The 12,477-nt window shown below is 68.2% G+C and carries 9 protein-coding genes; all 9 read left to right on the top strand.

Annotated features, from left to right (window positions below; all coding sequences use genetic code 11):
* Positions 1 to 120: 120 nt before the first annotated feature.
* The 9 genes from ngcE (at position 121) to ACIHAR_RS17365 (ending at position 12,379) form a co-directional block, all read left to right on the top strand.
* A complete protein-coding gene (gene ngcE, locus ACIHAR_RS17405) occupies positions 121 to 1,584 on the top strand; it encodes an N-acetylglucosamine/diacetylchitobiose ABC transporter substrate-binding protein (protein WP_365463129.1) in 1,464 nt (487 codons plus the stop codon).
* 28 nt (positions 1,585 to 1,612) lie between these two features.
* Entirely contained in the window at positions 1,613 to 2,539 is a 927-nt protein-coding gene (locus ACIHAR_RS17400; protein ID WP_400020157.1) for a carbohydrate ABC transporter permease, read from the top strand.
* A 2-nt stretch (positions 2,540 to 2,541) separates the two neighbouring features.
* The gene (locus ACIHAR_RS17395) at positions 2,542 to 3,477 is read left to right on the top strand and encodes a carbohydrate ABC transporter permease (protein WP_400020155.1); all 936 of its coding nucleotides are present in this window, start codon (positions 2,542 to 2,544) and stop codon (positions 3,475 to 3,477) included.
* Positions 3,478 to 3,735: 258 nt separating this feature from the next.
* A complete protein-coding gene (locus ACIHAR_RS17390) occupies positions 3,736 to 4,935 on the top strand; it encodes an ROK family transcriptional regulator (protein ID WP_400020199.1) in 1,200 nt (399 codons plus the stop codon).
* Between the two features lie 134 nt (positions 4,936 to 5,069).
* Complete coding sequence (locus ACIHAR_RS17385; protein WP_365463138.1) at positions 5,070 to 6,149, top strand: substrate-binding domain-containing protein; 1,080 nt, start codon at positions 5,070 to 5,072, stop codon at positions 6,147 to 6,149.
* Between the two features lie 287 nt (positions 6,150 to 6,436).
* Positions 6,437 to 7,228: an ATP-binding cassette domain-containing protein gene (locus tag ACIHAR_RS17380; protein ID WP_365463141.1), complete on the top strand. Its 792-nt coding sequence runs from the start codon at positions 6,437 to 6,439 to the stop codon at positions 7,226 to 7,228.
* Complete coding sequence (locus ACIHAR_RS17375) at positions 7,225 to 8,580, top strand: sugar ABC transporter permease (RefSeq protein WP_400020152.1); 1,356 nt, start codon at positions 7,225 to 7,227, stop codon at positions 8,578 to 8,580. The genes ACIHAR_RS17380 and ACIHAR_RS17375 overlap by 4 nt, the downstream gene beginning before the upstream one ends.
* Before the next feature lie 202 nt (positions 8,581 to 8,782).
* Positions 8,783 to 10,711 carry a 1-deoxy-D-xylulose-5-phosphate synthase gene (gene dxs, locus ACIHAR_RS17370; protein ID WP_365463144.1) on the top strand — a complete coding sequence of 643 codons (1,929 nt, stop codon included), beginning with the start codon at positions 8,783 to 8,785 and terminating at the stop codon, positions 10,709 to 10,711.
* Positions 10,712 to 10,858: 147 nt separating this feature from the next.
* Positions 10,859 to 12,379 carry an amino acid permease gene (locus ACIHAR_RS17365; protein ID WP_400020149.1) on the top strand — a complete coding sequence of 507 codons (1,521 nt, stop codon included), beginning with the start codon at positions 10,859 to 10,861 and terminating at the stop codon, positions 12,377 to 12,379.
* Positions 12,380 to 12,477 lie beyond the last annotated feature (98 nt).

Raw genomic sequence — 12,477 nt, 5'->3', positions numbered from 1 at the left:
GCCAGAAGTGGACTATACCTGTCGGCGATTCGCGATCCGCACGACCCTGCTTGACCTGACCGCGGTGCCGGCAAGGCTCCGGTTCACCGCCTGAGTCCTGGAGAAGGCGAGGACTTGAGCATGGGATCCACTTCCGCATCGGCTTCGGAGAACAATGGCTCCGCGGGTGTCGGCCGCCGCGATCTGATCAAACGGTCCGCCGCGCTCGGCCTGATCTCGGTCCCCACGACGGGTTTCCTGTCCGCCTGTGCCAGCAGCGGGGGCGGCGGTGACGACGAGAAGGCGAAGGCGGGTAAGAAAACGGCGAAGAACCCGCTGGGCGTCAACGACACCACCCAGATGGAATTCGTCCTGTTCGACGGCGGTTTCGGCAAGGAGTACGCCGAGGACGCGGTGAAGATCTACGAGAAGAACTTCCCCGAGGCCACGGTGAAGTTCTCGGCCACCCAGAAGATCCAGTCCACGCTCCAGCCCCGCTTCAACCAGGGCACCCCGCCCGACCTCATCGACAACTCCGGCGCCGAACAGATGGACATGGGCGTGCTGGTCGGCAAGAAGCAGCTCTCCGACCTCACTCCGCTGCTCGACGCGCCCTCCTACGACGACCCGGCCAAGAAGGTCCGCGACACACTGCGCCCCGGCATCGTCGAGATGGGCCAGTTCGACGGCGACCCCGTCTGGATCCTGTACTACGCCTACACCGTGTACGGCGTCTGGTACTCGCAGAAGCTCCTCGACTCGCTCGACGCCACGTACCCCGAGACCTGGGACGAGATGCTCGCGGTCTGCGAGAAGGCCAAGAAGAAGGGCATCGCGGGCTGGACGTACGCCGGGAAGTACCCCTACTACCTCCCCTTCTCGCTGTACCCGATGATCGGCAAGGTCGGCGGCCGTGAAGTCCTCGACGCCATCGACAACCTGGAGCCGAAGGCCTGGGAGCACCCGGCGGTCAAGACGTGTTTCGAGGCCTACTACGAGCTCTACAGGAAGGGCTACGTCCTCAGGGGCACCCCGGGCCTGGACCACATCCAGTCGCAGACCGCGTGGGCCAAGGGCAAGGCCCTGTTCCTCCCCAACGGCTCCTGGGTGGAGAACGAGTCGGCGAACGTCATCCCGGCCGACTTCGACCTGGCCGTCTCGGCGCCCACCGGCATGGACGGCTCGGACAAGATGCCCTTCGGCACCATCTGGGCCTCCGGCGGCGAGCCGTTCATCGTGCCGGCCAAGGCGAAGAACGCGGCGGGCGGCATGGAGCAGTTGCGCATCATGCTCAGCGAGGCCTCGTCGAGGAACTTCACCGCCAAGGTGAAGTCGCTGACCGCCTACGACGGCGGCACCGACGGCATCACCCTCACCCCCGGCCTGAAGTCGGGTGTCGCCGCGCTGGAGAAGGCCGGCGAGAACGTGGTGAACCCACGACTGCAGGACTGGTACGTGCAGTTGCAGAAGGAGAAGATCGGGGTGTCCGGTCTCGGCGAGATGATGGCCGGCCGCCTCACCCCGGCCGAGGCCGTCAAGAAAATCCAGGGCTTCGCCGACGAGGCGGCGAAGGACACGACGATCAAGCACTACAAGCACCAGTAACCGGCAATATCACGGCACCGGAGTGGCGATGCAGCACGGCAAGTACCGGTTCGTCGCGGGGTTCCTGGCGCTGCCCCTGGGACTGTACGCGCTCTTCGTGGTCTGGCCGTTCGTCCAGTCCATCTACTACTCGTTCACGGACTGGACCGGTCTCAGCCCCGAATTCAAGATGGTCGGCCTGGACAATTACCGGAGGATGCTGGACGACGACATCTTCTGGAAGTCCTTGCAGCACAGCTTGATGTTCGCGGTCGTGCTGCCGCTGGTGACGATCGGGTTGGCGCTGTTCTTCGCCTTCATGATCAATATCGGCGGACGGAGGAGAAAGGGCGGCCCGGTGATGTCCGGCGTCCGGGGCTCCTCCTTCTACAAGATCGTGTATTTCTTTCCGCAGGTGTTGTCGATCGCGATCGTCGCGCTGCTGTTCGCCTTCGCCTACAACCCGGACAGCGGCGCGATCAACTCGCTCCTGCGGGGAGTCGGCCTGGACGGTGTTCAACCCCTGTGGCTCGGCGACCCGAACCTCGCGCTGTGGTGCGTGATGGCGGTGCTGGTGTGGTCGACGGTCGGTTTCTTCGTGGTGCTGTTCTCGGCCGGCATGGCGTCGATCCCGGCGGACCTGTACGAGGCCGCGCTGCTCGACGGCGCGAACCGGGTCACGACCTTCTTCCGCATCACCCTGCCGCTGCTGTGGGACACCGTGCAGTCCGGCTGGGTCTACATGGGCATCCTCGCGCTCGGCGCGGAGTCGTTCGCGGTCGTCCAGATCATGACGACCGGTCCCGGCGGTCCCGACTACTCGACCACCGTCATGGTCCTGTACGTGTACCAGAAGGCGTTCCGTGACGGTCAGGCCGCCTACGCCACCACCATCGGCGTCGCCCTGCTCGTCGTGACGCTGGCCTTCGCCGCGGTCGTGATGCGGCTGGGGCGGCGCGAGCGGCTGGAGTACTGATCATGAGCATCGAGAAGACCGCGGAGCAGCCCGCGCCCGGGCCGGCCGACTCCGGTGTCCACGTCACGAAGGCCGACGGGCCGGCGGCCGGCGGGCCGCACACGCGGAGGCCGGAGGGGAAGATCCTCGACGTCTTCTCGCACGGCATCCTCGTCCTCTGGGCGGTCATGGTGGTGCTGCCGCTGGTGTGGGCGGTGATGACCTCCTTCAAGGACGACAGCTCCATCTTCGGCTCGCCGTGGTCCCTGCCCGACACCCTTCACTTCGACAACTGGTCGCGGGCCTGGACCGAGGCCAACATGAGCGACTACTTCCTCAACACCGTGCTGGTGGTGGGCGGTTCGCTCGTCGGCACGCTGGTGCTGGGCTCGATGGCGGCGTACGTCCTCGCCCGGTTCGACTTCCCGGGCAACCGCTTCGTCTACTACCTCTTCATCGGCGGCATGAGCTTCCCGATCATGCTGGCGCTGGTCCCGCTGTTCTACGTCGTGAACAACATGGGGCTGCTCAACACCATCCACGGCCTGATCCTGGTCTACATCGCGTACTCGCTGCCGTTCACGGTGTTCTTCCTGACGGCGTTCTTCCGCACGCTGCCCACCTCGGTGGCGGAGGCGGCCTTCGTCGACGGCGCCTCGCACAGCCGGACGTTCTTCCAGATCATGCTGCCGATGGCCAAGCCCGGACTGATCAGCGTCGGCATCTTCAACTTCCTGGGCCAGTGGAACCAGTACATGCTCCCCACGGTGCTCAACACCGACCCCGACCAGCGCGTCCTCACCCAGGGCCTGGTCCAGCTCGCCGTCAGCCAGGGTTACAAGGGCGACTGGTCGGGTCTCTTCGCCGGTCTGGTGATGGCCATGCTGCCGGTCCTGGCGGCGTACATCGTCTTCCAGCGGCAGGTGGTGCAGGGGCTGACGGCTGGCGCGCTCAAGTAGGAAAGCCGGAGGCAGGGCCCCGGACCCGGGTCCTCGCCGGCCGCCGCCCCCACAATCCGTGAAGCCCGGTCCCGACCGTCCGCGACCGGTCCTGTACACCCCGCGACACCGGGGCCCGATACCAAGCGCGCGCTTGTTCGACCGTGCGGATGCTGTTCAACCTCTTGACGGGAGGCGACCCGAACAGCTCAGCTTAGAGTTCACTAGTTGGACATGGACGGGGCCTCATCGATGCGGTCCCGCGCGCAGGAGGTCGTCGTGGAGACTCCGGGGTCGCAGTCGTCGCTGCACCGAGCCAACCTGGAGCGAGTCGTACGGGCCGTGCGTCTGGCCGGGTCCCTCACCCAGGCGGAGATCGCCCGGACGACGGGCCTGTCCGCGGCGACCGTCTCCAACATCGTGCGGGAACTGAAGGACGGCGGAACGGTCGAGGTCACGCCCACTTCGGCGGGCGGGCGCAGGGCCCGCAGCGTCAGTCTCAGTGGTGACGCCGGCATCGTCATCGGGGTCGACTTCGGCCATACGCACCTCCGGGTCGCGATCGGCAACCTCGCCCATCAGGTCCTCGCCGAGGAGTCCGAGCCGCTCGACGTGGACGCCTCCTCCACCCAGGGCTTCGACCGGGCGGAACAGCTGGTCAACCGCCTGATCGAGGCCACTGGAGTCGATCGTACGAAAGTCGCCGGCGTGGGGCTCGGCGTGCCCGGGCCCATCGACGTGGAGTCCGGCACGCTCGGGTCCTCCGCCATCCTGCCCGGCTGGATCGGCACCCGCCCCGCCGAGGAGTTGCGGGGCCGGCTCGGAGTGCCCGTCCACGTGGACAACGACGCCAACCTCGGCGCCCTCGGCGAGATGGTCTGGGGCAGTGGAAGAGGCGTACGTGATCTTGCTTACATCAAGGTCGCGAGCGGTGTCGGCGCCGGTCTGGTGATCGACGGGAAGATCTACCGGGGCCCCGGCGGAACGGCGGGGGAGATCGGGCACATCACGCTCGACGAGTCCGGTCCCGTCTGCCGCTGCGGCAACCGGGGCTGCCTGGAGACCTTCGCGGCCGCGCGGTACGTCCTGCCGCTCCTGCAGTCCAGCCACGGCACCGATCTCACGATGGAGGGCGTGGTGCGGCTGGCCCGGGACGGCGACCCCGGCTGCCGCCGGGTGATCGCCGACGTCGGGCGCCATGTCGGCAGCGGAGTCGCCAATCTCTGCAACCTGTTGAACCCGAGCAGGGTGGTACTCGGCGGTGACCTCGCCGAGGCCGGTGAGCTGGTGCTCGGGCCGATCAGGGAGTCCGTCGGCCGCTACGCGATCCCCAGCGCCGCACGGCAACTCTCCGTTCTCCCCGGGGCACTTGGAGGCCGTGCGGAGGTGCTCGGCGCGCTCGCTCTCGCGCTCAGCGAGATGGGCGATTCGACACTTTTGGACGGCACTTTGCCGACCGCGGCACCCGCCTTCACTTAGAAAACGAATGACCCCGTTGCCATCTCGTTAAGTATTTACTTCTTGACGTCGCACGTGTGGCCGAGTTGACTTCCTGCCACCTCGGCCGCAGCGCTGCGGCCCTGTCAGGGAGGCACAACCCAATGAACGCAACGATGCGTAGAGTCGTGATCGGCGCCACCGCCGCTTCCATGGCCCTGTCGATTGCCGCGTGCGGCAAGGCGGGCGACGACGACTCCGGCAGCAGCAGCTCGGACAGCAAGTCGATCGGCCTGCTGCTCCCCGACAGCGTCACCGCTCGTTACGAGAAGTTCGACAAGCCGCTCTTCGAGGCCAAGGTCAAGGAACTCTGCTCCGACTGCGACGTCCAGTACGCGAACGCCGCGGCCGACCCGGCCAAGCAGGCCCAGCAGATGAGCAGCATGGTGACCAAGGGCGTCAAGGTCATCGTGGTCTCCGCGCAGGACTCCGCCGCGATCAAGTCCTCCATCCAGTCCGCGGTGAGCAAGGGCGTCAAGGTCGTCGCGTACGACCGCCTCGCCCAGGGCCCGGTCTCCGCCTACGTCTCCTTCGACAACGTCAAGGTCGGCGAGCTCCAGGGCCAGGCCCTGCTCGCCTCCCTCGGCGCCAAGGCCACCCCCGCGTCGAAGATCGTCATGATCAACGGTGACGACGCCGACCCGAACGCCGGCCAGTTCAAGGAAGGCGCCCACAAGGCCCTCGACGGCAAGGTCACGATCGCCTACGAGCAGTCCGGCCTGTGGAAGGACACCGTCGCCGCCCAGAAGATGTCCGCCGCGATCACCCAGCTGGGCGCGAAGAACATCGCGGGCGTCTACTCCGCCAACGACGGCATGGCCGGTGGCATCGCCAACACCCTCAAGGGCGCCGGCATCAGCGGCATCCCGCTGACCGGTCAGGACGCGGAGCTCGCGGGCATCCAGCGCATCGTCGCGGGCACCCAGTCCTCCACCGTCTACAAGGCCTTCAAGCCGGAGGCGGACGCCGCCGCCCAGCTCGCGGTCAACCTGCTGGAGGGCAAGGACATCAAGTCCCTGGCCACCACCACGCTGACCAGCGGCTCCGGCGACAAGGTGCCCTCCCAGCTGCTGACCCCGGTCTCCGTCACCAAGGCCAACATCAAGGACACGGTGATCAAGGACAAGCTGTACACGGTCCAGGAGATCTGCACCGCCGAGTACGCCGCCGCCTGCAAGGCCGCCGGCCTGCAGTAACGCGCACGACGCGCAGCCGGCCCGGGTCCCGCTCGGACCCGGGCCCCGACCGCCGCCGGGCGGTCCCGCGAGACCCCGCCGACGCCTGCCCCGCCTTTCACACCCCGCTGCCGGGGCGGGCGTCGGACGGAACCGTCACCCAGGACGGAACCGTTGCCAAGCGCAGTGGACTCGCGCATGTTCATCTTGTAAACCTCGTGCGTCGACGCCGCGGCCGCGCGCATCACGCACACCCCTCCGCGCCTTTCCCACAGCGCGGCATCCCCGCCGGTCAGGCGGCGAAGGAGATGGTTCACGTGTCCGCTACGCCCGTGCTGGCGTTGCGCGGAGTCTCCAAGCGATTCGGTGCGGTCCAGGCACTCACCGACGTCGATCTGGAGGTCCACGCCGGAGAAGTCGTCGCCCTGGTGGGCGACAACGGCGCAGGAAAGTCGACCCTGGTCAAGACGATCGCAGGTGTCCACCCCATCGATGAGGGCGTCATCGAGTGGCAGGGCAAGCCGGTCAGCATCACCAAGCCGCACGACGCCCAGGGACTGGGCGTCGCGACCGTCTACCAGGACCTCGCCCTGTGCGACAACCTCGATGTGGTCGGCAACCTCTACCTCGGGCGCGAGCTGCTGCACCGCGGCGTCATCGACGAGGTGACGATGGAGAAGAACGCCCGCGAGCTGCTGTCCACGCTCTCCATCCGCATCCCGAGCGTGCGCATCCCGATCGCGAGCCTCTCCGGCGGCCAGCGCCAGGTCGTCGCCATCGCCCGCGCCCTGATCGGCGACCCGAAGGTCGTCATCCTCGACGAGCCCACCGCCGCCCTCGGCGTCGAGCAGACCGCGCAGGTCCTCGACCTGGTCGAGCGGCTGCGCGAGCGCGACCTCGGCGTCATCCTCATCAGCCACAACATGGCCGACGTCAAGGCGGTCGCGGACACCGTGGCCGTACTGCGCCTGGGCAAGAACAACGGCTCCTTCCCCGTGAAGGACACCAGCCACGAAGAGATCATCGCCGCGATCACGGGTGCCACGGACAACGCCGTCACCCGTCGTGCGGGGCGTCGCACCGCGGAGGCGGCAAAGTGAGCGACACGTCCAAGACCGTGAAGAGCGACAGCACCAAGGCCGAGAAGGTGGAGAAGACCGAGGGCGTCGTGGAGGGGCAGAGCACGGTCGCCCCCGCCGACGACCCCACGGCCGCGCCGGTCGCCGTCGTCGACCCGCGCCTGCTGGTCCGCGAAGAGGGCTTCAAGGGTTACGTCACCGAGTTCAAGCGCAAGGTGAAGGGCGGCGAGCTGGGCTCGCTGCCGGTGGTCATCGGCCTGATCGTCATCTGGACGATCTTCCAGTTCCAGAACGACCGCTTCCTGAGCGCCGACAACCTCTCCAACATCAGCTACTTCCTGTCGGCCACCGGCATGCTCGCCATCGGCCTGGTGTTCGTGCTGCTGCTGGGTGAGATCGACCTGTCGGTCGGTTCCGTCAGCGGTCTCGCCTCGACGCTCTTCGCCGTGTTCGTGGTGGACCACACCATGAACCCGTGGCTGTCGCTGGTCCTGACCATCCTCACCGGTATCGCCATCGGCGCGCTGCACGGCTGGTTCTTCGCCAAGATCGGCGTACCCGCGTTCGTCGTCACCCTGGCCGGTTTCCTCGGCTGGAACGGTCTGATGCTGTGGCTGCTGGGCTCCAGCGGCACCATCAACATCCCCTCGGAGGACGGGCCGATCCACCTGCTCGGCCAGAGCTCCTTCTTCATGGACCAGGCCATCATCGGCGCCTACCTGCTGGCCGGCCTCGGCGTCGTGCTGACCCTCGTCGGCAACTTCGGCGAACAGCGCCGCCGCCGGGCCGCTGGTGTGCCGTTCCGGCCCACCAGCGAGATCCTGCTGCGCGTCGGTCTGCTGGCGGTCGCGTCCTTCGCCGCCGCCGCGGTGCTGAACAACTCCGCCGGCGTCTCCAACGCGCTGGTGATCTTCCTGGCCGCCCTGGTGATCGTCGACTTCGTGCTCCGTCGGACGACGTACGGCCGCAAGGTGTTCGCGGTCGGCGGTGGCATCGAGGCCGCCCGCCGTGCCGGTATCAACGTGCCGATGATCCGCATCACCGTGTTCGCCATCTCCGGCGGCTTCGCGGCGGTCGGCGGCATGTTCTTCGCCGGTCAGACCGCGAGCGCCACGCTCAGCGCCGGTGGCGGCAACACGCTGATGCTCGCCATCGCGGCGGCCGTCATCGGCGGCACCAGCCTCTTCGGCGGTCGCGGCACCGTCTGGTCCGCCCTCCTGGGCATGCTGGTCATCCAGTCCATCCAGACCGGTCTCGACCTGCTGAACATGAACACCTCGATCCAGTACATGATCACCGGTGGTGTTCTGCTCGGCGCGGTCGTCATCGACTCCGTCTCGCGCAAGAGCCAGAAGGCCGCGGGCCGCGGCTGACGGTCGCGGGAGCGCCTGAGGTATCCGCCTGTGCCCGGCACCGAAACGGTGCCGGGCACAGGCCTGTCATAGCAATGGCCCATCCTGGGTACGGCCGATCCGTGACGTATGACGTACGGGCCGGGCGCCGGGCGCCGGGGCGGAACATTAGACTCGACGAGCCCGGCAACAGCTCGATCAGCTCTACTGCAAGGAGGCACGGGTGCCGCTGCTGACCCGCATCAGGGGACCGCGCGATCTGGACCGGCTCAGCCTGGAGGAGCTGGACCAGCTGGCAGAGGAACTCCGGACCTTCCTCGTCGACGCCGTCTCCAAGACCGGCGGCCACCTCGGCCCCAACCTCGGCGTGGTCGAGCTCACCATCGCCCTCCACCGTGTCTTCGAGTCGCCGAAGGACAAGGTGCTGTGGGACACCGGCCACCAGTCCTACGTGCACAAACTGCTCACCGGGCGGCAGGACTTCTCCAAGCTGAAGATGAAGGGCGGTCTGTCCGGCTACCCCTCCCAGGCCGAGTCCGAGCACGACGTCATCGAGAACAGCCACGCCTCCACGGTGCTCGGCTGGGCCGACGGCATCGCCAAGGCCAACCAGCTCCTCAAACGCGACAGTCACGTCGTCGCGGTGATCGGTGACGGCGCGCTGACCGGCGGTATGGCCTGGGAGGCGCTGAACAACATCGCCGAGGCCAAGGACCGCCCGCTCGTCATCGTCGTCAACGACAACGAGCGCTCCTACGCCCCGACCATCGGCGGCCTCGCCAACCACCTGGCGACCCTGCGCACGACCGACGGCTACGAGCGCTTCCTCGCCCGCACCAAGGAGATCCTCGACCGCACCCCGGTCGTCGGAAAGCCGCTGTACGAGACCCTGCACGGCGCCAAGAAGGGCCTGAAGGACTTCATCGCGCCGCAGGGCATGTTCGAGGACCTCGGCCTGAAGTACGTCGGCCCGATCGACGGACACGACATCGAGGCCCTGGAGTCGGCGCTGGCGCGCGCCAAGCGGTTCGGCGGTCCCGTCATCGTGCACTGCCTCACCGAGAAGGGCCGCGGCTACCAGCCCGCCCTCCAGGACGAGGCCGACCGTTTCCACGCCGTCGGCAAGATCCACCCCGACACCGGCCTGCCCATCTCCACCTCCGGCGCCGACTGGACCTCCGTCTTCGGCGACGAGATGGTCAAGCTCGGCGAGGAGCGCGAGGACATCGTCGCCATCACCGCCGCCATGCTCCAGCCGGTGGGCCTGGACAAGTTCGCCAAGGCCTTCCCCGAGCGGGTGTACGACGTCGGCATCGCCGAGCAGCACGGCGCCGTCTCCGCGGCGGGCCTGGCACACGCGGGCGTGCACCCCGTCTTCGCCGTCTACGCCACCTTCCTCAACCGGGCCTTCGACCAGGTCCTGATGGACGTGGCCCTCCACAAGTGCGGGGTGACGTTCGTCCTGGACCGGGCCGGCATCACCGGCACCGACGGCGCCTCCCACAACGGCATGTGGGACATGTCGATCCTGCAGGTCGTGCCGGGGCTCAGGCTGGCCGCGCCGCGCGACGCCGACCAGGTCCGCGCCCAGCTGCGCGAGGCCGTCGAGGTCGACGACGCCCCGACCGTCGTCCGCTTCTCCAAGGGCGCCGTCGGCCCCGCCGTACCCGCCGTGGGCCGGGTGGGCGGCATGGACGTGCTGCGGGAGCCCGGGACGGACCGGCCCGACGTGTTGCTGGTCTCGGTGGGCGCCCTGGCGCCGATGTGCCTGGAGATCGCCGGCCTCCTCGACCAGCAGGGCATCTCCACGACCGTCGTCGACCCCCGCTGGGTCAAGCCCGTCGACGAGGCCATGGCCCCGCTCGCCGAGCGGCACCGGGTGGTCGTCACCGTCGAGGACAACTCCCGCGTCGGCGGGGTCGGCTCCGCGATCGCGCAGGCCCTGCGCGACGCCGGCGTCGACGTCCCGCTGCGCGACTTCGGCATCCCGCCGCGCTTCCTCGACCACGCCTCCCGCGCGGAGGTCATGGCGGAGATCGGGCTGACCGCCCCCGACATCGCCCGTCAGGTCACCGGTCTGGTCTCCAAGCTGGACGGACGGTACGGCAGCGCGGCGGCCGAGGTCGACTCGGTGGAGCCGGCCCGCGACTGACAGGACGGACATGCCCGAACGGGCCGGTTGTGCCACCGTGAGAAGTGGCGCGACCGGCCCGTTCCGCGTGAACAAGCCCGCGCCGGGGCATACGCACTGGGCCCCTCTCGATCATGTCGAGGACGACGCAGCGTGGGAGGTAAGCCCGTGAGCAGTACCCTCTTCCGGACGAAAAAGGTCGAGCAGTCCATCCTCGACACCGAGGAGCCAGAGCACGCGCTCAAGAAATCCCTGTCCGCGCTCGACCTGACCGTCTTCGGCGTCGGCGTCATCATCGGCACCGGGATCTTCGTCCTGACCGGCACCGTGGCCAAGAACAACGCGGGCCCGGCCGTCGCCCTCGCCTTCGTCGTCTCCGGAGTCGTCTGCGCGCTGGCCGCGCTCTGCTACGCCGAGTTCGCCTCCACCGTCCCGGTGGCGGGCTCCGCGTACACCTTCTCGTACGCCTCCCTCGGGGAACTGCCCGCCTGGATCATCGGCTGGGACCTGGTCCTGGAATTCGCGCTCGGCACGGCGGTGGTGGCCGTCGGCTGGTCGGGGTACATCCACTCGCTGCTGGACAACGCGGGGATCCACCTGCCGGCCACGCTGGGCAGCCGGGACGCGGCCGAGGGCTTCGGCTTCGACATCCTTGCCGCGCTGCTGGTCCTGGTGCTCACCGGCATCCTCGTGCTCGGCACGAAGCTCTCCGCGCGGGTCACCTCGATCGTCGTCGCCATCAAGGTGACGGTCGTCCTGACCGTGATCGTCGCGGGCGCCTTCCTCATCAACGGGGACAACTACGACCCGTTCATCCCGAAGGCGAAGGAGGTGCCCGCGGGCGACAGTCTCCAGTCCCCGCTCATCCAGCTGATGTTCGGCTGGGCGCCGTCCAACTTCGGCGTGATGGGCATCTTCACCGCCGCCTCGGTCGTCTTCTTCGCCTTCATCGGCTTCGACGTCGTCGCCACGGCCGCCGAGGAGACCAGGAACCCGCAGCGGGACATGCCCCGCGGCATCCTCGGCTCGCTCTTCATCTGCACGGCGCTGTACGTACTGGTGTCGATCGTCGTGACCGGCATGCAGCACTACAGCGATCTGTCCATCACCGCGCCGCTCGCCGACGCCTTCAAGGCCACCGGGCACCCCTGGTTCGCGGGCTTCATCAGCTTCGGCGCCGCCGTCGGCCTCACCACGGTATGCATGATCCTTCTGCTCGGCCAGACCCGGGTCTTCTTCGCGATGAGCCGCGACGGGCTGCTTCCGCGCTTCTTCTCGCACGTCCATCCGCGGTTCAAGACGCCGCACCGGCCGACCATCCTGCTCGGCGTGCTCATCGCGGTCCTCGCCGGCTTCACGCCTCTGAGCGAGCTCGCCGAGCTGGTGAACATCGGCACGCTCTTCGCCTTCGTGGTCGTCGCGATCGGCGTGATCATCCTCCGCCGGAGCCGCCCGGACCTGCACCGGGCCTTCCGCACCCCCTGGGTGCCGTTCATCCCGATCCTGTCGGTGGCCGCCTCCCTCTGGCTCATGCTCAACCTGCCCGCCGAGACCTGGATCCGCTTCGCCATCTGGATGGCGATCGGCATCGTCGTCTACTTCCTCTACGGCCACTCCCACAGCCGTCTCGGCCGCCATCACGAGACCACGGTCGAACAGGTGGTCAAGGGAGAACCGGGCATGGACTGAACCCGCCCCTCGTCTCCGGCCTCCCGCGCCCGGCCCCGCACGTCCCGCTTCGGCGGGGGTGCGGGGCCGACGGGCGGGACGCGGCGACTTCTCGCCAC

Source organism: Streptomyces sp. NPDC052016 (assembly GCF_044548445.1).
Taxonomy (GTDB): Bacteria; Actinomycetota; Actinomycetes; order Streptomycetales; family Streptomycetaceae; genus Streptomyces.
The sequence above is the reverse complement of the archived record's forward strand: the minus strand, read 5'-3'. Positions and strand labels throughout refer to the sequence as shown.

Bases quoted from the DNA above. Each gene is read 5' to 3' on its own strand.
- ngcE (WP_365463129.1), top strand. From the start codon at position 121: ATGGGATCCACTTCCGCATCGGCTTCGGAGAACAATGGCTCCGCGGGT.
- ACIHAR_RS17400 (WP_400020157.1), top strand. From the start codon at position 1,613: ATGCAGCACGGCAAGTACCGGTTCGTCGCGGGGTTCCTGGCGCTGCCC.
- ACIHAR_RS17395 (WP_400020155.1), top strand. From the start codon at position 2,542: ATGAGCATCGAGAAGACCGCGGAGCAGCCCGCGCCCGGGCCGGCCGAC.
- ACIHAR_RS17385 (WP_365463138.1), top strand. From the start codon at position 5,070: ATGCGTAGAGTCGTGATCGGCGCCACCGCCGCTTCCATGGCCCTGTCG.
- ACIHAR_RS17380 (WP_365463141.1), top strand. From the start codon at position 6,437: ATGGTTCACGTGTCCGCTACGCCCGTGCTGGCGTTGCGCGGAGTCTCC.